Source organism: Natrinema ejinorense, from assembly GCF_002494345.1.
GTDB classification, from domain to species: Archaea; Halobacteriota; Halobacteria; order Halobacteriales; family Natrialbaceae; genus Natrinema; species Natrinema longum.
Window position 1 is genome coordinate 116,611 of the sequence record NZ_NXNI01000001.1, and the last position, 24,453, is coordinate 141,063.

Annotated in this window: 23 protein-coding genes; 8 read left to right on the forward strand and 15 right to left on the reverse strand. The window is 64.3% G+C overall.

Features of this window, described 5'->3' with window-relative positions; translation table 11 throughout:
* Positions 1-90 precede the first annotated feature (90 nt).
* From CP557_RS00560 to CP557_RS00580, 5 genes are read right to left on the reverse strand one after another with little or no spacing between them, the layout of a single operon-like run.
* The gene (locus tag CP557_RS00560) at positions 91-1,203 is read right to left on the reverse strand and encodes a glycosyltransferase family 2 protein (RefSeq protein WP_097378107.1); all 1,113 of its coding nucleotides are present in this window, start codon (positions 1,201-1,203) and stop codon (positions 91-93) included.
* Positions 1,196-2,689, reverse strand: a complete 1,494-nt coding sequence (locus CP557_RS00565) for a nucleotide sugar dehydrogenase (protein ID WP_097378108.1) — start codon at positions 2,687-2,689, stop codon at positions 1,196-1,198. The genes CP557_RS00560 and CP557_RS00565 overlap by 8 nt, the downstream gene beginning before the upstream one ends.
* The gene (locus CP557_RS00570; RefSeq protein ID WP_097378109.1) at positions 2,689-3,711 is read right to left on the reverse strand and encodes a Gfo/Idh/MocA family protein; all 1,023 of its coding nucleotides are present in this window, start codon (positions 3,709-3,711) and stop codon (positions 2,689-2,691) included. The genes CP557_RS00565 and CP557_RS00570 overlap by 1 nt, the downstream gene beginning before the upstream one ends.
* Positions 3,708-4,874, reverse strand: coding sequence for a DegT/DnrJ/EryC1/StrS family aminotransferase (locus CP557_RS00575; RefSeq protein WP_097378110.1), 1,167 nt, complete (start codon positions 4,872-4,874; stop codon positions 3,708-3,710). The genes CP557_RS00570 and CP557_RS00575 overlap by 4 nt, the downstream gene beginning before the upstream one ends.
* A complete protein-coding gene (locus tag CP557_RS00580) occupies positions 4,871-5,461 on the reverse strand; it encodes an acyltransferase (protein WP_097378111.1) in 591 nt (196 codons plus the stop codon). Before CP557_RS00580 ends, CP557_RS00575 begins: the two co-directional genes overlap by 4 nt.
* Positions 5,462-5,928: 467 nt before the next feature.
* Here CP557_RS00580 and CP557_RS00585 point away from each other — a divergent pair, with 467 nt between their 5' ends.
* Entirely contained in the window at positions 5,929-6,456 is a 528-nt protein-coding gene (locus CP557_RS00585; protein ID WP_097378112.1) for a DUF7344 domain-containing protein, read from the forward strand.
* 57 nt (positions 6,457-6,513) lie between these two features.
* On the opposite strand, the gene CP557_RS00590 is transcribed toward CP557_RS00585, so the two are convergent.
* From CP557_RS00590 to CP557_RS00600, 3 genes are all read right to left on the reverse strand, one after another.
* On the reverse strand, positions 6,514-7,503 hold the full coding sequence (locus CP557_RS00590; RefSeq protein ID WP_097378113.1) for a DUF1616 domain-containing protein: 990 nt from the start codon (positions 7,501-7,503) through the stop codon (positions 6,514-6,516).
* A 294-nt stretch (positions 7,504-7,797) separates the two neighbouring features.
* Positions 7,798-8,073, reverse strand: coding sequence for a helix-turn-helix transcriptional regulator (locus CP557_RS00595; protein ID WP_097378114.1), 276 nt, complete (start codon positions 8,071-8,073; stop codon positions 7,798-7,800).
* 232 nt (positions 8,074-8,305) lie between these two features.
* A complete protein-coding gene (locus CP557_RS00600) occupies positions 8,306-8,638 on the reverse strand; it encodes a winged helix-turn-helix domain-containing protein (RefSeq protein ID WP_097378115.1) in 333 nt (110 codons plus the stop codon).
* Between the two features lie 528 nt (positions 8,639-9,166).
* On the opposite strand from CP557_RS00600, the gene CP557_RS00605 reads away from it, so the two are divergent.
* Entirely contained in the window at positions 9,167-9,328 is a 162-nt protein-coding gene (locus CP557_RS00605; RefSeq protein WP_162834899.1) for a DUF7563 family protein, read from the forward strand.
* A gap of 418 nt (positions 9,329-9,746) precedes the next feature.
* The gene (locus CP557_RS00610; RefSeq protein ID WP_097378117.1) at positions 9,747-10,250 is read left to right on the forward strand and encodes a DUF7344 domain-containing protein; all 504 of its coding nucleotides are present in this window, start codon (positions 9,747-9,749) and stop codon (positions 10,248-10,250) included.
* A gap of 116 nt (positions 10,251-10,366) precedes the next feature.
* On the opposite strand, the gene CP557_RS00615 is transcribed toward CP557_RS00610, so the two are convergent.
* The 5 genes from CP557_RS00615 to CP557_RS00635 form a co-directional block, all read right to left on the reverse strand.
* A complete protein-coding gene (locus tag CP557_RS00615) occupies positions 10,367-12,256 on the reverse strand; it encodes a DUF7282 domain-containing protein (RefSeq protein WP_097378118.1) in 1,890 nt (629 codons plus the stop codon).
* Between the two features lie 412 nt (positions 12,257-12,668).
* Positions 12,669-13,169, reverse strand: coding sequence for a helix-turn-helix transcriptional regulator (locus CP557_RS00620; protein WP_097378119.1), 501 nt, complete (start codon positions 13,167-13,169; stop codon positions 12,669-12,671).
* 387 nt (positions 13,170-13,556) lie between these two features.
* On the reverse strand, positions 13,557-14,540 hold the full coding sequence (locus CP557_RS00625; protein WP_097378120.1) for an NAD-dependent epimerase/dehydratase family protein: 984 nt from the start codon (positions 14,538-14,540) through the stop codon (positions 13,557-13,559).
* A gap of 168 nt (positions 14,541-14,708) precedes the next feature.
* Positions 14,709-16,034 carry a molybdopterin molybdotransferase MoeA gene (locus CP557_RS00630; RefSeq protein ID WP_097378121.1) on the reverse strand — a complete coding sequence of 442 codons (1,326 nt, stop codon included), beginning with the start codon at positions 16,032-16,034 and terminating at the stop codon, positions 14,709-14,711.
* A 272-nt stretch (positions 16,035-16,306) separates the two neighbouring features.
* A complete protein-coding gene (locus CP557_RS00635; protein ID WP_097378122.1) occupies positions 16,307-16,645 on the reverse strand; it encodes a hypothetical protein in 339 nt (112 codons plus the stop codon).
* Positions 16,646-16,862: 217 nt separating this feature from the next.
* Here CP557_RS00635 and CP557_RS00640 point away from each other — a divergent pair, with 217 nt between their 5' ends.
* The 3 genes from CP557_RS00640 (at position 16,863) to CP557_RS00650 (ending at position 20,134) form a co-directional block, all read left to right on the forward strand.
* Positions 16,863-17,225 (forward strand): Hsp20/alpha crystallin family protein, encoded by a 363-nt coding sequence (locus CP557_RS00640; RefSeq protein WP_097378123.1) that lies wholly within the window; start codon positions 16,863-16,865, stop codon positions 17,223-17,225.
* Between the two features lie 76 nt (positions 17,226-17,301).
* Entirely contained in the window at positions 17,302-18,945 is a 1,644-nt protein-coding gene (locus CP557_RS00645; protein WP_097378124.1) for an ABC1 kinase family protein, read from the forward strand.
* 115 nt (positions 18,946-19,060) lie between these two features.
* On the forward strand, positions 19,061-20,134 hold the full coding sequence (locus CP557_RS00650) for an enolase-like domain-containing protein (RefSeq protein WP_097378125.1): 1,074 nt from the start codon (positions 19,061-19,063) through the stop codon (positions 20,132-20,134).
* An 81-nt stretch (positions 20,135-20,215) separates the two neighbouring features.
* Here the strand turns inward: CP557_RS00650 and CP557_RS00655 are convergent, their stop codons facing one another.
* Both CP557_RS00655 and CP557_RS22340 read right to left on the reverse strand, forming a co-directional pair.
* Positions 20,216-21,547 carry a restriction endonuclease gene (locus CP557_RS00655; protein WP_211290158.1) on the reverse strand — a complete coding sequence of 444 codons (1,332 nt, stop codon included), beginning with the start codon at positions 21,545-21,547 and terminating at the stop codon, positions 20,216-20,218.
* Positions 21,493-22,008 carry a hypothetical protein gene (locus CP557_RS22340; protein ID WP_169924313.1) on the reverse strand — a complete coding sequence of 172 codons (516 nt, stop codon included), beginning with the start codon at positions 22,006-22,008 and terminating at the stop codon, positions 21,493-21,495. The genes CP557_RS00655 and CP557_RS22340 overlap by 55 nt, the downstream gene beginning before the upstream one ends.
* 221 nt (positions 22,009-22,229) lie before the next feature.
* Here CP557_RS22340 and CP557_RS00660 point away from each other — a divergent pair, with 221 nt between their 5' ends.
* Both CP557_RS00660 and speB read left to right on the forward strand, forming a co-directional pair.
* Positions 22,230-22,604 (forward strand): translation initiation factor IF-5A, encoded by a 375-nt coding sequence (locus CP557_RS00660; RefSeq protein ID WP_097378127.1) that lies wholly within the window; start codon positions 22,230-22,232, stop codon positions 22,602-22,604.
* Positions 22,604-23,455 (forward strand): agmatinase, encoded by an 852-nt coding sequence (gene speB, locus CP557_RS00665; RefSeq protein ID WP_097378128.1) that lies wholly within the window; start codon positions 22,604-22,606, stop codon positions 23,453-23,455. The genes CP557_RS00660 and speB overlap by 1 nt, the downstream gene beginning before the upstream one ends.
* Positions 23,456-24,453: the final 998 nt, after the last annotated feature.

The following is a 24,453-nucleotide window of genomic DNA, read 5'->3' on the forward strand; positions in this document are numbered from 1 at the left end:
GGTACGCCGTCGATGGTGTACAGCAGACCGAAGAGTGGCGACGACCGCCCGCAGGATCGAACCGAGATCGCGGCAGGCCCGACGCTGCGGTCACCGTTCGGGCGGATACTGGCCCGCCGCTCGATCGTCGGGATCGCGGTCCGGCTCTCGGTCGGCGTCGCGATTCCGTTCTCGGTCGCCGTCGTGGTCAGCACACGGTACCGAGAGCTCCTCGTTCGCCTCGGCGTCGAGCCGAATCGCGGTGCCAAGCGAGACGACGCCGAGCAGCGTAGCGACGAACGAGGAGATGCCAGCGGTGAAGCCGTCCGTTCCGGTCGTCGCTCGGAGGGCAGAGCGGGCCAGCCCCGCGAGTCCGCCGGCCAGGCCCACCGTACCAGCACCGTAGTAGACGATCGCGGGATCGAACGATCTGACCGCGTACTGGGTCTTCAGCCGCCAGCAGAAGCTCCGGAGCAACAGCAGGGAGACGAACCGGACGAAGGGCACGTACCTGATGCTGCTTTCCTCGTCGCCGTAGACGGCTTCCATGGGAACGTCCGCGACTCGACAGCCCGCCACGTTGAGATGGGTGAGCAAATGATTGAGGAAGCCATACTGGTCGGTGACCGACTCGAGGTCGAGCTCCTCGATCGCGTCCCGAGAGATGGCGGTGTAGCCGTTCTGTGGGTCGCCGATCGACCAGTAGCCGGACGCGAACTTCGAGAGGGCGGTGAGCATCACGTTCCCGACGAACCGGAACGTCGACATCGCGTCGCGATCCGCCGGGTCGCTGAGACGATTGCCCTTGGCGTATGCCACCTCGCCCGTGACGACCGGATCGATGATCCGATCGAGGATTTCCGGATCCATCTGTCCGTCACCGTTCATGACGGCGACGACGTCCATTCCGTCCTCGGCGGCCCGTCGGTAGCCGGTCTTGACCGCCGCTCCGTAGCCGCGGTTTTCCTCGTGACGGATCGGGACGACGCGGCGGTCGTCGCCGCCGTCGGCCACCGGCAACGCGCGCTCGGTCGCGTCGCTCGCTTCCGCTGCGTTGATCCGTTCGGCGACCCGCCGGATCACGTCCCAGCTGTCGTCGGGCGAGCTGTCGTCGATCGCGTAGATCCGATCGACGAAGTCGGGAACCGTCTCGATGACGCGGCCGACGAACGCCGCCTCGTCGTAGGCCGTGACGACGACGGCGATCCGTTTGCCCTTATACATCCGTCCGTCCGTCCGTCGTCGCGTTCGTCGGCGTCGATACGGTTCGACCGGTCTCTCCGCTTCGCTCGTCCCCACGCGGCGGTCGGCCGTCGCTCGAGCCCGCGAGGTCGTACTCCCGGTGGGCCGTCGCCGAGAGATCGATCGCGTCCCGGCCGTCGACGACCACCATCGGCTCGAGGGCCTCCCAGTCGATCCGGTCGAACGCCCCGTGTGGGGTGACCATCACGGCGGCGTCGAACGCCTCGGCCGGGAGGTCGTCGATCGTCACCGCTCGAGCACCGTACTCGGAGGGGTCGACGAGCGGGTCGATGCCCGCGACGTCCGTCCCCCGCTCGAGTAGCCCGTCGATGACTCCCAGGGCTGGCGACGCGCGAGTCTCCTCGACCCCTGGCCGATACGTCACGCCGAGAACGACGACCGAGGCCGCCGCGAGGTCCGTCCCCGCTTCCTCGAGTTCGCGCTCGAGGCGCTCGACGACGACCGCGGGCATTCCGTCGTTGACCCGGCGAGCCGTCCGCGTGACGTCCATGGGCTCGTCGGTTCTCTCGAGCAGGAAGTGCGGGTAGTAGGGGATGCAGTGGCCGCCGACGCCCGGACCGGGATCGTGCAGCTGGCACATCGGCAGGTCGTTGGCCGTCTCGATCGCTTCGCGAACGGAAATCTCGAGTTCGTCCGCGAGCCGACCCAGCTCGTTGGCCAGGCCGATGTTGACGTCGCGGTAGATCCCCTCGAACACCTTGACGGCCTCCGCCGTCGTCGCGTCCGAGACGGGGTGGACCTCGTTCGCCGAGAGTTCGTCGTAGACGATCGCCGCGGCCCGCGTGCTCTCCGAATCGACGCCGCCGACGACTTTCGGGTACTGGCCGCGGATGTCCCGGAGCGCCGTCCCCGAGGACGTTCGTTCCGGACAGAAGGCGAGTCCGAACGCGTCTGTCGAGAGCCCGCTCTCGCTTGCGAGGTGCGGGCGGAGGACGTCGCGACAGGTTCCGGGGGGGAGCGTCGACTCGGCGATCACCAGATCGCCGGGGGCCAGGCCGGCCGCGATATCGTCGGCCACCGATTCGACCGTCGTCAAGTTCGGCTCGTTCTCGTCGTCCAGCAGCGTCGGGACAATGAGCACGTGGATCCGCGCCGTGTGGGCAGCGGCTGTCCCGGCGGTCGTCGCGGCGAGCCGACCGGCCCCGACCTGTCGGGCGACCAGCTCGTCGAGGCCGGGTTCGCCGACGACGTGGCTCTCGCCGTCGGCGACCGTCTCGACGACGGCGGGATCGACGTCGACCCCGATCACGTTCCCCGTCGTCTCGGCGTAGACCGCCGCGAGCGGGAGCCCCATCTTGCCGAGCCCGTAGACCGCGACCGGCAACTCGCCGTTCCGAAGCTGGTCACGCTGCTCGTCGGGCGACTGGCTCGAGTCGTAGAGCCCGTCGCTGGGCTGGCCCTCCGTCCCCTCGTCCCCGTCGATGCCGTCGATCGGTCGCTCCACCATCAGACCTCCACCTCCCGTTCGCGTGGCGGGTCGTCGCTGTCTTCGTTCGGCCCCATGGCGAGTCGATCGATCAGCTGTACCGTCTCGAGGGCCCGGATGCCGTCTTCGGCGGTGACCGTCGGTTCGGACCCGGTCCGGACGGCCTCGACGAACGACTCGAGTTCGTTCCGGAGCGGCTCGCCGGTATCGACACGCGGTCGCTCGACGACGCTCTCGTGGCGGTAGCGCGGCTGGCCGTCGTCCGAGAGATAGGTCGGATAGGAATCGCGGTGGATCAACACCGACTGCTCGAGGTAGTCGACTTCGACGAGACACTCGCGGGCGGTGACGGTGAGCTTTCGTACTTTCTTTTGCGTGACGCGGCTGGCCGTCACCGTCGCGACGGCGTCGCCGTACTCGATCGTCGCGGTGGCGTACTGGCCGTTTTCGGTCCCCATCGCGGCGACCGAGCGGGGCCGTTCGCCGAGGAGCGAGCCGACGACATCGACGTCGTGGACCATCAGGTCGAAGCTGACGTTGTCCGTCGTCGTTCGATCAATCGGCGGGCCCAGCCGCTGGGCTTCGATGGCGATCACGTCCAGGTCGTCGATCAGCGCGTCGACCGCCTGGACCGCGGGGTTGAACCGTTCGATGTGACCGACCTGTAGGACCCGCCCCGCCTCGCGGGCCTGCTCGGCCAGTCGCTCGCCCTGGTCGACGGTTTCGGCGATCGGCTTCTCGACCAGCACGTGGACTCCCGCCTCGAGACACGTCGAGACCACGTCGGCGTGGGCGGCGGTCGGGACGGCGACCGTCACTGCCTCACACCGCTCGAGGAGCGTCTCGAGGGGGAGCGATTCGGTATCGAACGCGTCGGCGACTCGGTCGGCGATCTCGTCGTCCCGGTCGGTCACGCCGACGAGGTCGACGGTCGGTAGTTCGTCGTAGACGCGCGCGTGGTTTTCACCCATAGCGCCGACGCCGATGACGCCGGCCCGGATCGGTTCCTCGGTCGTCGCGTCCGTCCGTCGGTTCGTACTCATTGGGTGGCAAAGTGATCGCGGACTGTTTCGACGACGGTCCGTCGGTCGCGCTTCGAGAGGCCGGGATGGACGGGCACGGAGAGGACTTCCTGGGCCGCTCGCTCGGCCCGCGGCAACCGTGCCGCGGCCGTGCTGACCGTCTCGTAGGCCGGCTGGCGGTGGATCGGCGTTTCGTAGTAGATCCCGGTTCCGACGTCGCGTTCGGAGAGCGTCGCCTTGAGGGCGTCGCGCTCCGCCGTTCGGATCGTATACTGGTGATAGACGTGACGGGTTCCCGCCGGTTCCGTCGGCGTCTCGAGGGGGAGGTCGGCCAGACGCTCGTCGTAGTAGGCGGCGTTCTCCCGCCGGGCGCGATTGAACTCGGGCAGCCGCTCGAGTTGGGCGCGCCCGATCGCCGCCGCGATGCTGGTCATCCGATAGTTGTGCCCGAGGGCGGCGTGATCGTAGCCGTCGGTTCCGTCCGCCTGCCGGCCGTGGTCGACGTAACTCGCGGCCCGGTCGGCGATGTCGTCGCGGTCGGTGACGATCATTCCACCCTCGCCGCTGGTCATGTTCTTCGTCGGATAAAACGAGAAGCAGGCGGCGTCGCCGAACTGGCCGACTCGCCGGCCGTCGATCTTCGCGCCGTGGGCCTGACAGGCGTCCTCGACGACGAACAGGTCGTGTTCGGCCGCGAGGTCACACAGCGCCGGCATCGCCGCGGGGAGGCCGTAGAGATGAACGGGGAGGATTCCGACGATGTCGTCTCGCTCGCCGAGTACACGTTCCACCTCGGCGGGAGCCAGCGTGTACGTCTCGGGATCGATATCGGCGAAGACGGGTTTGCCCCCGGCCAGCCGAATCGCGTTCGCACTCGCGACGAACGAAAACGGCGAGGTGATCACCGCGTCGCCCTCCTCGAGCCCGATGGCCTCGAGCGTGGCGTGTAACGCGGCCGTCCCGTTGGCCGTCGCGACCGCCTCGTCGGCGTTGCAGTAGGCCGCGAATTCCGCCTCGAAGCGCCTGACTTCCGGCCCGTCGGCGAGCCGGCCGTCCGCGAGGAGGGCCTCGACTCGCGTGCGGGCATCGGCGCCGAGTTCCGGATCGGCGATCGGCACCGGCGTCGGCTCGCCGTCGGGGTCGATGTCCGGACCGCTCTCGGCGTTCGGTTCGGAGTCGCTCATGCGAGCTGATTCGCCCCCTCGAGTGGCTCCGGGAGTTCCTGGACGGTAGCCGGCGTCCCAACGGCGAGGCTGTCGGCCGGGACGTCCGTGGTGACGACGGCTCCGGCCGCCACGAACGCGTTCTCGCCCACGGTAACGCCAGGCAACAGGGTCGCGTTCGCCCCGATCGACGCGCCGTCCTCGATCGTCGGCCCCTCGAGCCCGTCGTCGGTTCGGACGGGATACTCGTCGTTCGTCAACACGGCACCCGGCCCGACGAAGACGTTACTGCCGATCGTCGTCCGCGTCGGAACGTAGACGTTCGTCTGGAGACTGACGTCGTCACCGATCGTCGTCTCGCCGTCGATGACGGTTTTCGTGCCGACGAGGACGTCGTCACCAATCGTCGTCCCCTCACGGACCAGCACGTCGTGTCCAGTCGCGAACCCGTCGCCGATCGTCACGTCGCCGTAGACGATCGACCCGGCCCTGATCGTCGCACCGTCGCCGATTCGGGTCGGCTCGTCGAACGCGCCGTAGCCGACCGTCGCGTCCGCGTCGACGGTACAGTCGTCGCCGCGAACGACATCGCGTACCGTTTCGCTCATCGGCGACCACCCTCCTCGTCATCGGACCCGTGTGGGCCCCTCGAGCGGACCCGACGACGGCGTGTCGTGGCGTCGGTCCGGACCGCTAGTCGATGCTGTGGTCGGTCGCATATTCGTATCATAGTGAATCGATACCCGCGTGGGCAATCGTGCTCAACCAGCCGGTAACGAGGCTTTGTTATCCCCGGCTTGAGCGTCCCGTAGCCACGAACTACAGCGTCGCCGAGACGGGCGACCGCGATCGCCCTGCGTAACCCGCGTCCCGTCGCGATAGGGGCCGCCGAGCCCGATGAGATCCCTGAAACGTCGACGGAGCCGTCAGTCATCGGCGCTAACTGGTACAATTCCCTTTCGGGTGGGTAGCAGAGTGATAGTAAAGTGTCACAGGCTGGCATCCAGAGGTGTGAGGTATCCGACTACATCCGGGAGACCGGAACGGGGTCCAATCCGATACGACGAGGGGACACATGTCTGACACCGAATTCACGCAGGCCGAACTGTTCGACGTATTTAGCAACGCACGCAGGCGGCGAACAGTCCAGTATCTGAAACGACAGGGTGGCTCCTGCGATCTCGCGCCGCTCGTCGAACAGGTCGCCGCCTGGGAGAACGAGATCGATCCCGACGACGTCACTCGGACACAGCGTCGGCGGGTCTACATCTCGCTGTACCAGACCCACCTGCCGATGCTCGAGGATCACGGGATCGTCGACTGGGATCCGGATGGCCACGAAATCGACCTCCTTCCCAGCGAGGATCGCTTCGAACCCTACCTCGATCGCCATCTCGACGAGCAGCGGCGATGGCACCGACTCTACGCCGCGGTGACGGCCCTCGGCGTCGTCGCGTTCGGGCTCTCGGTGTTCGCGGTCGGTCCATTGACGGCGGCCATCGTCGTCCTGGGTCTCTGTTCAGTCATCCTCCTGCTGTCGATCGCACAGTACGTCTCCCGCCGGCCAGGGAGTGGCCTCCCGCTTGGCCGTCCGAGTCGATAGCTCGTCGGGTCCCGTTCTGCTCCGCGCCCGGTTCAGCCGGGGAGTCGTCCTCGAGAATTACGGTTCCGTCACCGTTATCCAGAAGTGGGTCTCTTCAGTCGCGCTCTCCGTCGTCGGCGTCGCCGGCGGGTCGTCCTCGTAGAGCAACACGCTGATTCGCACCGTTTCACCCGGCTCCGCCGTCGGCGTTATCGATCGCTCCCCGCTCCCCGTCGCCCCGTCGGAGACGCTCGCCTCGATCCGTCGCAACTCCGTTCGATCGACGACGCTGCCGTTCTCGAGGACCTGTTCCTGGACCACTACCGTGTACTCCTGGTCGGTCCCCTCGTTGTTTTCGATCGCGATCGTCAGCGGGATCGATTCCTCCGGTTCGACCTCGCTCGGAAGCGCGCCGGTGACGAGTTCCCCGTCCTCGTCTTCGCTGTAGAGCGCGAGTTCGGTGAACCCGCCTCCCGACGCGGGCACCAGAAACGCCACGAGGAGCGTACTGACGGCCGCCGCGATCGCCAGGCCGAGCAGGAGCGACGATACCGTGGCGATCGCGTTTCGGTCCCCGCTGATCGACTTGAGGTTCGCGATCGGTGCGACGGTAAATCGCTCACCGTCGGGCGTCCGGAGCCGTCGGACGACGCCGAGCTGTGCAACGACGACCGTGAGGAGGCCGAGCGTCGTCGTGATGGTTGTTGCAGTCAGCGCTTGCCCCGCCAGCGGCAAGGCCAAGACGATGAGCGGAAGAGTCGCGACGGACAGCACGAACGCCAGCCCCAGCCGCTCGATGACATCGATACCGCGGGGACGTCGTTCCGCGGTCGTCGCTGCCGCCTCACCTGCGTCTCGCTCCGTCGCCGGGAACAGCACCGAGACGAGCGCATAGCCCGGAAAAAACAGGGCCAGCGGGACCGTCACGAACAGGCGCAGGAGGCTCCCACTCGGGAACGAGGTCGCGATCAGGGTGGCGAGCGCCGTGCTGATCGAGACGGTCGCGAGATCGAACGGGTATCGGCGAACGAACCCGAATCGCGTCCAGCGACTCGTTCCATGGCTCATCGACGAGACACCGGCGTTCGCTGTTGGGCGTTCGGTCTCCGTACGGACGATACGAGTACCATTCTCGTTTGATCGGTTCCCTCCTCCGTGCTTTGTTATGCCCGTGTTACCGTCACGAACCGAGCGTTCTCTCGGCTCACACCGGGACAGCGCGGATGCTATCGGACCGAGGGCTCTCCGTTACACGCCGATCGACCGACCGTCATCTACTCGAGGACGTACCACGCTCCGTGGACGCGGTCGGCCGCTGCCAACCGACCGGCTCGGCGATGTCATCTCTGGGCGCTCGAACGTCTAGAAGTCGACGTACTGGGACTCCCACTCTCGGCGTTCTTCGATCCGCTCGCGACCGGCATCGGTGATCGCGTAGTAGTTCGTTCGCCTGTCGAGTTGCCCCTTTTCGACCAGCTCCTTGTTGACGAGCGTATCCAGGTTCGGATACAACCGCCCGTGATTGATCTCCGAACTGTAGTACTTCTCGACTTCGTCTTTGACGGTCTGTCCCGACGGTCGGTCTGCACCCGTGATCACGTACAACAGATCACGCTGGAAGCCGGTCAGATCGTGCATTGTTCAATCACACGGACCGTTCTACTGAGTAGATGTTTGTTATCCGTCTCATACAGGACCGATCCGCTCGGTTTAGATCGTCTTACTCGCGCGAAATAGATCGTTCTCCTGAAAGTCACGCGGTTTCGGGACGGTGTCGTCGACTCCGTCACGCCAGCTTACACCCGGTCGAGACCGGGTCGGGTTCCGTCTCGATCGGCTGAGTAACTGGATTTCGGTCCGTTCGAAGGGATCACTCTTCGGTATCCGAAACCACGACGTCGATCCCGTCCGCATCGATCCGAACGCGGAGAATATCGACGGTCGCTTCGTAGGCAGTCGTATGCGAACCGTCGTCGTCGAACCGCACACATTCCGCGATGAGATCGCTCTCGAGAAGGTTATTGATTCGTCGATAGACGGTCGCCGACGAGCTATCCGTTCGCTCGGTCAGTTCCTTTGCCGTCTTCGGGCCCTCGCTCGTTGCGACGAGGATCGTCCGCGCGCAGTCGTCCCCGAGGACGTCGAGCTGGGCTGCTGGATTGGTAGTCGATTCCGATCGTGTGTTACTCGCTTGTGTTGACATAGTTATTCGGCTCGAGTGGATGGGCTCCATTCGCTCTCCATGAGAGGGGACGATTCGAGCGGGTCAGCAGGTTGGCCACCACCATCGTGGTTTCCACCAGTACGTTCCGGCACGAAAATCGGTAAGCGATAGTGGTATTTTATAACGATGTACCTTATCTGCGGCCGGTAGATCGTTCCGAGACGTAAGATCGTATTTCGAACCGGAAACTACGTATTTCGGCCGGTGGACGGTCCGATCAAGTCGCTGTTTGCGCTGGGAATACGATCCAAGACGACTGAACTCGGGTTGAGTCCAGCCGACAATTCGATTTTCACTTCTGCGGTTCTACCCACTCTGAGGCCCGTTAGCGGCTGGAAAGGGGTTGTTTCCAGGTTCCCAGACCCTCCCCCCTAGTGAACGGTCGACATCCTTTATTCACGTTTGCTCCCCTCGATACGATGATGCTCGGACGGGTATCGCGCCGAAACCGGGATATCCGACCGAGTACCTAGACCCATGAACGCCACACAACACGACTGGAATCCCATGGAATCGTCGACAGCCGGCGCTCGATGTCGAAACTGCGGGACACACGTAACACAGCAGTTCGCTCGTGTCTTCGGTGATAACGGCGATGTCGTCCACGGCTGTCCCTCCTGTACGACCTATCGGGAGATGCAATCCGGTGGGCACCTCCCCGGTGACTAACTCCCGCCGTCGCACGGTTCGTTTTCCGGTATCCGGCTTGGATCACACGAATACTGACGGCTTTCTCTTCGTCCCGACGCACACCGAACGGCCGACGAACCCTCGGTGACTGGTCGCCGACGGTATGCCGACCGCAGGGTATCGCTCGTCCGACAGGGGCCACCCTCGACGGTGTCGATTCCGTCATCGAGTCGCTGTGGCGACACGACCCGCTGCGATCAGCAGTCCCCTCAACACTGAGTCGCGTTGACGAGTGTACCACATCCCTACGGAGACTGCTGAACGACAGGTTCCCCCGGTTCGAACCAGGGGAGCGTGTAATCTGCAAAAGTTAAAGTTAGTGGTGAGTGAAGTGGGGCGTATATGGTCACTGGCGGTGGATTGCCACTCGAGAACTCTCGCCACTTCTCTCTGATCGATGTCAGTTCAAACGGACCGAACTGAGCAACTCGCAGAGAGCGAGGTGTTTCATATCCTCGGCAACGATAGACGACGGGCCATCGTCCAACTGCTCGCCGAGGAGGGCGGACAGATCGATGTCTCCGATGTCGCAACCGAGATCGCCGCTACCGAATCCGAGACGACGCCAGTCCCGAACAACCTTTACAAGAGCGTCTACGTCTCTCTCCAACAGACGCACCTCCCCCAGCTCGAGGAGGACGCCGTTATCGAGTACGATTCGGACGCAAAGACGATTCAGGCCGGCCGTCACTTCGACGAGATCCTCCAGTACGTCAACGGCCACGCCACCGAGCACTCGCGGGTTCTGTGGCTCCACTTCGGGCTCTGTATCCTCGCTCTCGCCCTCATCGCGGCCGCCGGACTCGACCTGCCGGTCGTCTCGCGTATCGATCCGGTGCTCTCGAGTGTCCTCATCGTCCTCGCCGTCGCTGCGAGCAGTCTCTATCGACTGCTGGGCTGACACTGGAGATCGGTACTCCCCGCGGCGGACTCGAGACTAACGCCTCTCCCGGTCTCTAACGAACGTACTCGTTCCGACAGCGAAAAGACGCGCTGGCCGTTGGGTTGCCTCCTCGCTCAGGCCAGAACGAGTCCGATCGCCAGACCGGAGTCGTCGGCCGTATCGTTCTCGTCGGTTTCCTCGAGACCGTCGTCGGTCTCGTTCGTGTCGTCCTCGTCGGTTTCGTTGTCGTCGAACGGTTCTTCGTCGAGGTCGTCCTCGCCGAGGTCGTCCTCGTCGGTGTCTTCGGTGAGTTCGAGGAACGCGACCTCACCGGTCTGGTCGGTCAACACCATGTGGACGTAGTCGCCGGCCGGGATACCGGTCGTATCGACCTCGAACTCGACGTCCGTGCTCTCGTCTCCCTCGAGCGTGAGGTTCTGTTCGGCGACCAGATCACCCTCGAGACGGAACTGAACGCTCTCAGTTCGTTCCTCGTCGGCGGGGTTCGTGATCGTCGCCGTCACGGTGATCGTCTCACCGACCGTTGCGCTCTCGGGTGCCGAGAGGTTGCTGACATTGAACGGCTCGGCAGTTACTACTCCGTCTTCGTCGAGCTCGTCTTCGTCAGTTTCGTTGTCGTCGATCGGTTCTTCGTCGAGGTCGTCCTCGTCGGTTTCGTTGTCGTCGATCGGCACTTCGTCGAGGTCGTCCTCGTCGGTTTCGTTGTCGTCGATCGGCACTTCGTCGAGGTCGTCCTCGTCGGTTTCGTTGTCGTCGATCGGTTCTTCGTCGAGGTCGTCCTCGTCGGTTTCGTTGTCGTCGATCGGCACTTCGTCGAGGTCGTCCTCGTCGGTTTCGTTGTCGTCGATCGGTTCTTCGTCGAGGTCGTCCTCGTCGGTTTCGTTGTCGTCGATCGGTTCTTCGTCGAATTCGTCCTCGTCGGTTTCGTTGTCGTCGATCGGCACTTCGTCGAGGTCGTCCTCGTCAGTGACGTTGTCGATCTCATCGGGGAGCTCGTCAGCGTCGATATCCTCGCCAACGACGAGAACGTAAACGGTCGTGTTCTCGAGGTTCACGTCTTCGACGGAGAGCTCCTCGACGGTGACGAAGATCGGCTGCTCGTCACCATCGATCGGCAGCTCGTCCATGGGTTCTTCATCCATGGGCTCCTCGTCGAGTTCGTCCTCGTCGGTTTCGTTGTCGTCAAACGGTTCTTCGTCGAGGTCGTCCTCGTCAGTTTCGTTGTCGTCGAACGGCTCTTCGTCGAGTTCGTCCTCGTCAGTTTCGTTGTCGTCAAACGGCTCTTCGTCGAATTCGTCCTCGTCAGTTTCGTTGTCGTCGAACGGCTCTTCGTCGAGTTCGTCCTCGTCGGTTTCGTCATCGTCGGCCGGCTCTTCGTCGTCGACTCCATCGATGGTGACCAGTGCATCGTCAGTCACCGGTTCTTCACTATCGGCGAGCGTGAACGGCGTATCCGCCATCCCTTCGCTCTCGACGAAGTCGTATTCCTGGTTGGCGTTCGTGTCGCGATGTGGCATCGCGATCAGGGTGTCCTCATCCTCGAGCGACTCGTCGAGCGTGATCTCGACGTTCTCGTAGGTGCCGGCTTCGAGATACTCCGAGGTCCCGATGACGCTCTCGAGGACGTTTCCTTCGAGAAGACTGCTATCGTGAATCGTCACGAAGCCCGGACTCGCCAGCGAGACGTTCTCGACGACGACCGTATCGTCCTCGATCGTCTGGTCGTTAAACGTCACGTACGCGCCTTGTGAGCCATCCGACTCGTTTTCGGAGTCGGCGTCGGGCTCCAGTTCAGCGTCCGTGTCGTCCGCCGTTTCAGCTACCTCCTGTTCGTCTGCCGTTTCCTCTGTCGATTCGTTGTCCGCGGTGTCGTACTCGTCCTCGCTGACGTCGTTGCTCTGATCGATGGCGTCACCGGATGTCGCGGCTACCACCATCGCCCCGCTCGAGCAAACGAGCATCAGCGCGGTAAGAACGACGAGTAACTGGTTGCGTGCGTTCATAGTTGCCCGTGTGGGCATCATCTCTGACGTGAGTAGCGCGGATAAACCGGGAGAACCATTACGTTGAGAAATCGAATACTACGATCCTGCGGTGACCTATTCAGTGGCAGCTTCGACCACGGAAACCAACGATTGTTGACATCATCGGGCGGTCGCCGACGCCACCGGTCGCTCGATGATCGAGCGTGAACGTTGGCCCCGCTCTCGCGTCTCTGAGCGATCGACCGTCGTTCGGTGCCGCTCACGCATCGGCTGTAGGATCGAACTACTCACAGGACCGGGCTGGGCATCCCCAGCCAGCTTCGACCATGGGATATCGACGCGGGACGCCAGTCCCTTCCGACGCGTCGGCTGCAGGCCGAACTCGAGACCCCCAGCCGGATTCGACTCCAGTACAGTTCTGGGACGTTCGCTAGTCGTCGTTTGCCTGTTCGGGCGATTTCGAAGCCGTCGGTTCGTACCCCGGGAGACAGACCAGGTTCTCCCGCCCGAGCCGAAGTTTCGTGATCTGGTCGTCCTCCTCGAGGTCGGCGAGCAGCCGACTGACCTTCGCTTTCGACCAGTCGACGGAATCGACGATATTCGATTGCTTCATCCGGCCACCGTTCTCGCTGAGGAGTTGCCGAATGCGCTCCCGATCGGTCACGAACTCCTCGCGGGGGTGGTCGCTCTGGTTCGCGAACGAGGGCGGTTCCTCGTATCGATTCCGAGCGACGAGTATCCCGCCGAGTACCGCGAGGGCGATCATCCCGGCGAGAGCCGCGACGTGAGCGCTTCCCTCACCCTGAAGCGGCCGCACGGCCTCCGAGCCGAACCCGAGCCGGGAACTCGCCGTAACCGCGGATGCGACCACACCGTCGGTCGACGATTCGAGCGCCTCGGTCGGAGTGAAACCCCAGCATCCGATGCTCATGGCTGTGGAGCGGTCGTATACGCGTGGTTCATGTCCTGTACCCTCGTGAGCGCTCTACAAATCGTTTTTTATACCTCATGTTCTGTTACTCTCCAGACAGTATCTCACGCCAATCCGGCATTCCGTTTCACCGACCGATTTTCGGCGAAATGTCCGCATACAGGAGACGCTGACCGGGGACCGGACCGCGACTCCGGCGTGTGGTCACTCGCGGCGAAACACGTGCCGGACATGGTACCGATACTCTTTGCTCGAGGAATCGAATAAACTCGAACGGACGTTCGGAACGGCTAGCGCGGATTTGCCCCGGATTTAGCCAGTAAAAATACGTTGGTGTTACTCTCTCCCGATCGAACACGACGGCGGACGACAACGCCTTCTACGTCATTATCCGAACCGCTCTTCGGGTTCCTCGATCCCACCACCGACGGTTTCGTCAGTCGATCTCTCCTGCCGATCATCGACCAGCGACCGAATCCCCGACTCGAGACCGACGCGAGCGGTGAACCCGAGGTCGCGCGTCGCCTTCGACGTGTCCGCACCGCTGTGTCTGATGTCACCGGCACGGGGTTCGCGATGGACGATCGGCGACGACGAGCCGGTCGCCGAACGAATCGTCTCGGCGAGGGTCAGAACCGACGTTCGCTGGCCCGTGCCGATGTTGTACGCCTCGCCGACCGCATCGGTCGCCGCCGCACGCATGTTCGCCCGGACCACGTCGCTGACGTGGACGAAATCCCGGCTCTGCTGGCCGTCCCCCTCGACGGTGATCGGGTCGCCCGCCCGTGCCTGCTCGAGGAACGTCGAGATGACGCCACTGTAGGGTCCTTGCTGGCGCGGACCGTAGACGTTGAAGTATCGCAGTGTGACGGTGGGGAGCCCGTACAGGTCCTCGTAGAGGCGGGCGTACTGGTCGGTCGCGAGTTTCTGGACGCCGTAGGGTGTGGTCGGGTTCGTCGGTGCCGTTTCGGTGAGCGGGAGCTCCTCGGGGTGGCCGTACACGGCTGCGCTCGAGGCGACGACGACCCGCGCGTCCTCCTGGCGGGCCTGCTCGAGGAGCAGCAGGCTCGCCTCGAGGTTCGTGCGATTGCTCTGTCGGGGTTCGTCGACGCTTCGCGAGACGCTGACGACGGCGGCGTGGTGGAAGACGACGTCGACCCCGCGGGCCGCCCGCTGGAGAGCGATGGGGTCTCGAACGTCGCCGTCGATCACTGTCACGTCGTCGGGGAGATGGGTTCGGTCACCGGTCGTGAAGCTATCGAGCACCCGGACCTCGTTTTGGGGAACGAGGGCGTCGACGAGGTGGCTGCCGATAAACCCCGCACCGCCGGTCACGAGCACCGTCTCGTCGCGAATCGGAGGGGAATCCATCTCCCGTCTCGACGGTGTCCCCGCTGTTTAGTATCGCACACCTACCGCGTCTCGTCGGCCGCGGGCTTCCCGTAATGCAGTGCTTACGGCTCCAGCGTCGACCGGTCCGGTCGACCGCACCCGGCACCCGGACGCCACGATCGGTCGGCCGCCACTGACCCAGCGGCGCTACGGCGCGTATTCCCAGTTCTCGACGGGAACCGTTTCGCCCGCCGGAATCCCCTCGCGGTCGTCGTCGACGACCACCCAACCGTCCGCCAGCGCGACGCTCGAGAGCACGCCCGAGCCGCTCGCACGCGTCGGGATCGCCGTGTACGCCGGTTCGTCGGCCCCGTTTCCCTCCCGATCGCCATCGCGTGGCTCGAGTTGGACCCGCGCGAACGTCCGGGTCCCCGGTTCGCTCGGGAGTTTGCGGTCGAGGCGGGCCCGCGTCATCGGGTGAGGATCGGGCGTCGTTCCCTCGAGCCAGCGCAGGACCGGCCGGAGGAACTGGACGGCGTTGACGATACAGGCGACGGGGTAGCCCGGCAGCGCGAGCACGGGCGTGTCCTCGACGAGTCCGAGACAGACGGGATGACCGGGCTTGAGGCCGACGCCGTGGACGAGCACCTCGCCGAGGTCGTCGATCACTTCCGGCAGCAGGTCGCGTTCGCCGACCGAGGACCCGCCGGTGGTGACGATCACGTCCTTCGTCAGATCCCGCTGAATCGCCACGCGCAGCGACTCGGGATCGTCGGTGACCACGTCGCGGTAGGTCACGCGAGCGCCCCACCGCTGGGCCAGCCGCGAGACCGTCAGCCCGTTCGTCTCGATCACCTCGCCGGGACCGGGATCTCCCGCGACGAGTTCCTCGCCGGTCGGGACGACGCCGACGGTCGGCTGCTGGGTAACGGCGACGCGGCCGTAGCCCGCCGACCGCAGCAAGCCGAGGTCCGACGGCCGGAGCCGGTGGCCCGCCTCGTAGAGCGCCTGCCCCTCCTCGACGTCCTCGCCGACGGGCGCGACGTTTTCCCCCTCCGCGATGGCGTCCTGGACCTCGAGTTCGCCCGCCGACTCGAGTTCGGTCACCCGTTCGATCATGACGACGGCGTCGGCCCCCGCCGGGAGCGCGCTGCCGGTGTGGACCCGCGCGGCCGTCCCGGGTGCGATACTGTCGGCGGTCGCGTGCTCGTCGCTGCCGGCAGTGTCGGCGGCGGGCTCGGCGATCCGCAACACTTCGGGCGACCGATCGCTGGCCCCGAACGTGTCCGCGGCCCGGACGGCGTAGCCGTCCATCGCCGCCCGCTGGTAGTGGGGGACGTCTCGAGCCGACGTGACCGGTGCGGCGAGGACGCGGCCGTCCGCACGGTCGACGTCGACGGTTTCGGTCCCGCAAGGGATGTCCGCGTCCGCTGCGTCCCCCGTCACTGCCTCCCTCAGAACGTGACGCGCCTCGTCGACCGGCGTCCGCACCTTGAACCCGGCCTCCGTGCGCTCGCGGTCGGCTCCTTCCATACGGTGACTCGAGTCGCCGGAGGCCAAAAACGTGGGGGAACCCGTCGTCAGATCGTGCTATTCGTGGGTGGGTCGGGCTGTCAGCGACCCGCTTTCTCGTCCCGACGAACGTTCTACAGGAGGCACAGTTACCGCAGTGACCGTCGCTATTCCCGGTAACTTCAACTGTGTGGTGAACGGAGAACATGCCGTCAGCAGGTTCGCGTCGCCGTTGGCTGACGGTTGAATACACTGCTTCGATTTCGCCAACCAACGAACGACACACCTGTTCCCTACTTCCTGAACTCGCGTTCGAAAAGTTCACCAGTCTCGGGATCGACTCGGTGTGTCCATCCTCGCCAGTCCCCCACCCAGAGCTCGCCGTCACGTAAACTGAGACCCATATACGGGTTGTCTTCGACGGACCCGAGAGGGCTTTCGGGAATCGTCCACCGTCTAGCGCCTGTCTTATCGATCCCGACTACGTTTCGATTGTGAGCTTCGTCCGGAGGGATACCGAGGCGAACGACGATCACGCTGTCACATTCGATAACGTCCTCGATCTCGTAGTCAAAAGTAATCTCGTTAGAGTCGCTAGTAAGTTTGTTATCCTCAATTGAGAGATCCGGCATATCCCAGAGTGATGCTCCCCCCAAATAAATGAGTACACCGGAAGAGGACCGCTCTGGGTCGCCACCGATGTCGAACCAGGACCGCTCCGACCGACCGTCGACGGGGGCGACCCCACCCCCTGTGGATATGGTATCGGTGACGGCTCACTCCCACTCACGGAGCCGACGGCTCGCCGCGACCGCGGGGTTTTTCGTATCGGCGTTCGAACCTGTGTCCATGTCAGCGCTCCGCGACGCGTTGCGGGACCTCTCGGAGGACGTCTTCTTCGATCTGCTCGAGAGCGACGATGCGTATCTGCTCGTGCTCGACGTGCCCGGCGCCTCCGCCGAGTCCCTCGAGCTCGCGATCGAGGACGGTCGGATCTCCATCGATGCCACCCGGGAGAAAGAGCCCGGCGGCGACTACCGCTACCTCGAGGAGAACCGCTCGCTGTTTTTCGACGTCGACCTCCCGCTACCCGACGACGCGTCCGACGCGGGTGCCGAGGCGACGGTCGACCGGGGCGTCCTCGAGTTGACGCTTCCGAAACGCGGGGCCAGCGGAGAGACGACGATCGATATCGTCGACGAGGACTCCTAACACGGGGTGACCGAGGCTGGCTTCCCTCCGCGCATACAAGCGATTCGTCATCGTCGCATGGCACTTCCTGCCGCTGTTGCTCGCCTACGCCCGCGACCGACGGCGGTTCCTCCTCTTTGGCCGGCCCCGACGGGTCGACCCCGAGACCCACCGCCACCGGGCCGAAGTATTGCTCGAGTCGCTGTTGACGCTTGGCCCGACGTTCATCAAACTCGGCCAGTTGCTGTCTACTCGCCCCGACGTCCTGCCGCCGGCGTACATCGACGTGCTCGCGTCGCTGCAAGACGACGTGCCGCCGGCGCCCTGGCCCGAGGCCAAACGGGTACTCGAGGACGAACTCGGCCCCGTCGACGAACGCTTCGCCGCGTTCGATACCGACCCGATAAGCGGCGCGAGTCTGGGACAAGTCTATCGGGCGCGTCTCGACGCTGCGACCGAGCGCACGCGGGAGCCGGCGGGCGAGGCCGGCCGTGACGTCGCGGTGAAGATCCGCCGGCCCGAGATCGAGGACCTCGTCCGGGCCGATCTGCGGGTCATCAAGTGGTCGCTCCCGATCTTGCTGTACTTCGTCGACGACGCCCGGTCGTTTTCCCTCGAGAATCTCGCCGAGGAGTTCTCGAAGACGATCCGCGAAGAGATGGACTACGAGCGCGAGGCCGAGATGCTCACCGAGATCAAGGCGAACTTCGCGGACGACGATCGGTTTCGCATCCCCAGCGTGATCGAGAGCCACTCGGGCCCGCGCGTGCTCACGATGGAGTACATCGAGGGGACGAAGATCAACGACCTCGAGGAACTCGATCGCAAGGGAATCGATCGGACGGAGATCGCGGAGAACCTAGAGCGGTCGTACCTGCAGATGATCATCGAGGACGGCGTCTTCCACGCGGATCCGCATCCGGGGAACCTCGCGGTGACCGACGACGGGAAAATCGTCTTCTACGACTTCGGGATGTCGGGGCGGGTCGACTCGTTCGTCCAGGAGAAGATCGTCGAGTTCTACATCGCCGTGGCCAATCAGGACATCGACGGCATCCTCGACGCGCTGGTCGAGATCGGCACGCTCAGTCCCGACGCCGATCGAGGAGTGATGGCCGAGGTGATGGAGATCGCCATCCAGGACGCCCGCGGCGAGGACGTCGAACAGTACCGGGTCAACCAGATCGTCGGCCAGGTCGAGGACTCGATCTACGAATTCCCCCTTCGGCTCCCGAAGAACCTCGCGCTCGTCCTTCGGGTCGCCACCGTCGTCGAAGGGGTCTGTGTCACCCTCGACGAGGACCTCGATTTCATCTCGATCGCGACCGACTACCTGACCGAACAGGGGTACCGCGAGGAGTCGATCCGAAAATACCTCGATCAGACCGGCCAACAGCTCCGCCGAACCGGCGAGTCGCTGACCCGAATCGCGCCCAAGGCCGAGCGGGCGCTCAACCGGCTCGATCGCGACGACCTCTACGTCCGGATCGGCGTCGAAGACGAACAGAACGTCTTCGAGGATCTCGCCAAGCGACTGGTCTACGGCATGCTACTCACCATGTCGCTGTTCTCGATGGGCGTCCTCTATGCCCTCGAGGCCCCCAGGGGATCGATCGTCGCCGCGGTCTTTTCGGTGATCGTCCTGATCCAGCTCTATCGCTCCTTCCGCGAACCCAAATCGCTCGGCGCGCGACCGCAGTTTACGCGCCAGAAACTGCGGCAACGCCGGCGCGAGGAGTGATGCGGTCTCCTGTCCGTCAGTCCCGGTGGGACCGCGACCACCCCTGCGGTCCCACCGGGACATCGGGACGGCAAACCGTATGAAACGTTTTTTCGCTGGCACCCGATCACCAGCTATGGAGTACGACCGGCTCGCCGACCTGTCGCTGACGATCGACGACGTATCGACCGACCGCAGGGAGCGGGAGACCTCGAGCGAGTTTACGCGCGTGACGACGACGATTTCGCTCTCGGGCCCACCACCGGCCGACGAGCGAGTCACTGGACGGGGCGAAGACGTCACCTACGAAACCGAGGACCACGACCGGCTGGCGGAGACGGGACTACCCGACCTCACCGGCGAGTACACCGTCGACTCCTTTTCCCAACGGCTCGCGGCTCTCGATCTCTTTCCGGGCGGCGAACCCGATCGAGCGGTGTTTCGGAACTACCGACGCTGGGCGCTCGAGAGCGCCGGGCTGGACCTCGCGCTCCGCCAGGCAGGTACCGACCTCGGGAGCGAACTCGGTCGCACCGTCGACCCCGTCCGGTTCGTCGCCAGCACCCGCCTCGGCGACCCGCCGACGACCGACCGGCTCGAGGCGTTACACGAGCGGGTCCCCGGCCTCGAGTTCAAACTCGACCCCACCCCGGAGTGGGACGAGGACCTCGTGGCGGCGATCGACGAGACGGTCGGGACGGATGCCGTCCGTATCCTCGATCTGAAAGGACAGTACGAGGGAACCGACGTCGACGTCCCGGCGGATCCGGCACTCTACGAACTCGTCATCGACGCGTTCCCCGACACCGTCATCGAAGATCCGGCACTCACCGACGAGACGCGACCGCTCTTCGAGGCGGAGTCTCTCCGCTCTCGCGTCTCCTGGGACGCCCCGATCCACGGTATCGAAGACATCGAGGCGCTCCCCTGGGAGCCCGACTGGCTCAATATCAAACCATCTCGCTTTGGCTCGCTCGAGTCGTTGCTCGAGACGATCGCCTACTGCGAGGAGCGGGACGTGCAGTTGTACGGCGGCGGCCAGTTCGAACTCGGCGTCGGCCGGGAGCAGATCCAACTGCTGGCGTCGCTGTACTACCCCGACGGCCCAAACGACGTCGCGCCGCGGGCGTACAACGATCCCGACGTCGCAGACGGGGTCCCCGAGAGCCCGCTCGAGCCCCCTGCGAACCCTGACGGATTCGGCTGGTAATCGCCCCGTTTGCCACCCGTCTCTCGCCGGTCGCGATTCGCGATCCGTGGGAAACGAACGAGGTTGTCCCGTCGGTGCCGTTCAGAAGAACTCGGCGTTCGCTCGCTCGGACTCGGACACCTCGCTGGAAGCGGACGACGGCTGTTCGTCCGTTCCGACCTGTTCGGCGAGCGCGGCGAGTTCCTCGCCGTCGACGAGCGTTAGATTCCGTTTCTCGGCGCGAGCCCCGATTTCGGGGGCGAAGCGGCCCGTCGTCACGAGGACCACCGAATCGACTGCGCCGACCGATACCTGCCGCTCGAGGCCGTCGTACACCCGGATTTCGTCTGGTCCGACGACCTCGCCCGGTGGAGCGCGTATCGCCTGGATCGCCGCCGTCTCGACATCGGGTTCGTATCGCGTCGCCGTCACGTCCGTCCCCGGCTCGTCCGCGTGCCACGAGCGCGTACACTCCCAGCCGACCGCCTCCCAGCAGTCCGCGACGAACCGGACGAACTCGTCTTCGGACAGCGATCCCAGCCGTGCGGTCAGTTCGGCGGCGTCCGGGTCGGATCCGGTTTCGGGGCTCGCGTCGGGGCCCGATCGCGACCGGCTGGCCCCCATCGCGTCGTCTCCCCGTTGCTCGGCAGTCGGTTCGTCCGCGGCCGTTCCGGAATCGCTATCCGCGTCCTCGAGAACCGATTTCGGCGTCGGTTTCGCGTCGACGCCCTCGAGCGAGTAGCGATCGACGAGCCGGTCGAGGCGCTTACTCATGGTCGGCACGAAGATGCTAAACTTCGCGTCCCGTCCGCGGCCGGGATCGTCCGCGTCCTGAGCGGCGTACAACCCGATATCGAGTCCCAACCGGCGATAGGTCTCGTAAACGGTGTCGGCTCCCACCGCTTGGCTCGCGAAGTCGTCGCCGCGGTAGATCGACCGCCGCGTCCGCCACACGAGGACGGCGACGAGCAGGACGGCCACGCCGCCGAGGAGCAGCCACTCCGTAGTCGTTCCCGGGAGTGGTATCTCGAACACGACGGCACAGAGACCGAAAAAGAGCCCCACGAGTAGGTATCTGGCACTGCGGACGAAGTGGAGATACCTCTTCGCTTCGTCCGCCTTCGCGAGTGCAACCGTAAGTTCGTCGTCGCTCGCGGCCTCGAGGAACGGTTCGCGGAGCCAGAGCAAGCTATCGTCACCGCGCCCGACGATATAGAGAGCACTGGCGAGTCGCTCGCTCCGGACGATCAGTGGCGTCCCGAGCGCCCGATCGAGCCGAGCGTAACAGCGCTCGAGACGCTCCCGTTCGTCGGCCGTCGGCTTTCGCCCCCAGATCACGGTGAACCGGAGCGGCGATCCCGTCGGCGGGAGCGTCTGTGTCAACTGGACGTAGCCGATCCACAGGATAGCGCCGACTCCGTAGCACCCCACCACGACCCAGTCCGTAGTAGAACGGCCGCGTACGGGGTGAGAACTATCAACGCTATCGCTCCGACGGCCGCGACCGTTCCGCGTCGTCGGTCCCGCTCGTCGATCTCGAACTCGGGGTTGATCACTGCCTCGACGGCCGGTCGGAACCCGCGGTGAAACGCCATGGTAGCGGCGATGGCCGTCACCGTCGTGACCGAGACGACCACCGCGATCCACGCCGCCGTCCCGACCGGTCCCGACGGAAGCAGTGCTCGCAGACTCGGCATTCTGAGGGAGACGGCGTGGATAACGAGCGCACCGACGATCGCGCCCATCGTGAACAGTGACCGACACCCCGTAACGGTCGACTCGAGTCTCGTCTCGAACCAGTCGATTCTCCTGATTCCGATCGCGAGGAGTCGACCGAAGCCGAACAACCCACCGATCAACGCGACCGAAAACACACCAGCACGAACCCATTCCATCCGTGCTTCACTCTATCTCAACCATTTCATCATTTTCATTTCGATACGTATAGGGTAATATCTTCTCGGCGAGACCGCAACCGATAGCATCGGTACGCTCGGTGCGTCCGCTCGGAATCGATCGAGTCCCGTCGAGAGCCGGGTCCGCCGTTTCCTGGCGACGTGACACGTCGCCACGGCGTTCCAAACGGTTTATGGCCGTCGGTTGATTACGCCGGGACATGGCGAAACAGCAGACCGAAGTTCGCGAACTCCAGGAAGGGAGCTACGTCATGATCGACGATACCCCCTGTAAGATCAACGCCTACTCGACGGCCAAACCGGGCAAACACGGCAGCGCAAAGGCCCGCGTCGAGGCCGAAGGCGTCTTCGACGGCAAGAAGCGATCGCTCTCCCAGCCCGTCGACGCGAAGATCTGGGTTCCGATCATCGAGCGCAAACAGGGACAGGTCGTCTCGGTCGACGGCAACGACATGCAGGTCATGGACCTCGAGACCTACGAGACTATCACGATGCGCATCCCCGAGGACGCCGATGTCTCCCCCGACGAGAACATCGAATACCTCGAGATGGAAGACCAGCGAAAGATCGTCTAATGTTTCCCGGGGCGGCCGACGAACGCGAATCGTCCGACGCGCGAGGGTCCGAACCCGACCGTGGAGGCGCGAACTTCGTGGTCGTCGGTGCGCCCCTGGACGCAACGACGACCTTTCAGCCGGGGACCCGCTTCGGACCCCAGCGGATTCGATCTTTTGCCGAACCGTTCGACGATTACGACCACCGGACGGACCAGCAGTTTTCGGCCCTCGGCGTCGTCGACCGCGGCGACGTTCGCGCGTGGACCGACGTCCCCGAGTACCTCGAGTATCTCACGAGCACCCTGCGCGAGGTCGTCTGGAACGACGCCGTCCCCCTGACGCTGGGGGGCGAACACACCGTCTCGCTCGCGGGCGTCCGCGCGGTGGAACCCGAGGTGTTCGTCTGTACCGACGCCCACCTCGATCTGTACGACGCCTACGACGGGGAGTCGCTGTCTCACGCCGCCGTTACCCGACGAATCCTCGAGGACGTCGACTCCGTCGAGGAGGCGATCGTCCTCGGTGCTCGCACCGGCAGCGAAGCCGAATGGGAGCGGGCGGGCGACGACGACGTGACCGTCGTCCCGCCCGAGGACGTGCGTGAGTGGACGCCCGGCGACCGATTCACGGACCGCGAGGTCTACCTGAGCGTCGACATCGACGCTGCCGACCCCGGCTACGCGCCGGGAACCGGGACCAAAGAGCCGTTCGGACTCGAGCCCCGCGAACTCCGCGACGTGGTACACGCAGTCGCACCGCACGCCAGCGGGTTCGACGTGGTCGAGGTCAACGACCGCGACGACGGGCAAGCGGCCGCACTGGCTGGAAAGCTCGTCCGGGAGTTCGTCTTTTCGCACGCTGACGGGTGACCCGCTGGTCCTGGAAAACGCTGCGGTGGCGCGCGCTGTGCCGCGGTTCGCTCACGACGAACCGCGGCCCGAAGTCGTGCGAGGGATGAGCGAGCGGTGGAGGGGTGAACAACGTGAACCCCTCGAAAGCGAACGGCGACCATCGGGAGCCGTGAGCAGTGAGCGAATCGGTTGGGGAGGGCGTGGCGATCCCCTGTTGCTACGATAGCAGACCACAGTGTGGGTGTCATAGAACGCTTCCTACGGTATTGATCTCAGCCATTGCTACAGTGAACATGCCGATAAGTAAGTGTGCGAACTTATCGAAGACGTCGGATTGTTAGCAGAGCCACTATAGGGCTGAGGAAGAGAATCAAAGTCCCTCCGATAAGTAACAATTCCAGAGGGAGAAGAAAGATCAGCAGCAGCACAAGGTTGCTAAGCAAAAGTGCGATAATCAGATTAAGGCGTAAGATGACCGGTTTATTGTTCATTGTGTGGGTGTTTTAACTATTCCATCATATATCTTGTCTGCTAACCACTTGCCCTCTACTGACCGTTCACTCCCCTTCGTAGATCGAGCTTCGACTCGTGTCGTAGCCGCGCTCTGTATCAGTACGGCTCTGCCAATATCATCGGTGGCTGAGAGAAGTGCCAGGGTTAGATTCGCATATGATATGTACCGCGTGGTTCCGTGTGATATGTCGACAGCGTTTGCTATATTGCTCTCTAACACTCATTCGAGCCTGTATCCTGGCTGCACGGAATTACCACACCTCCACCCAGCCGATTCGCTCACTGCTCACGGCTCCCGATGGTCGCCGTTCGATTTCGAGAGGTTCACGCTGTTCACCCCTCGCACCGCTCGGTCATCCCTCGCACGACATCGGCGGCCGCCCTCACTATCGTTCGGTCGCCCGACAGCGTGCGCCTCCGCATGTCGGCTGATCGATCGGTCGCAATAGGTAGCTTCCCTGTACTGCTCATCCAGTCGGCGTGTGAGAACCGATTTGAGACAC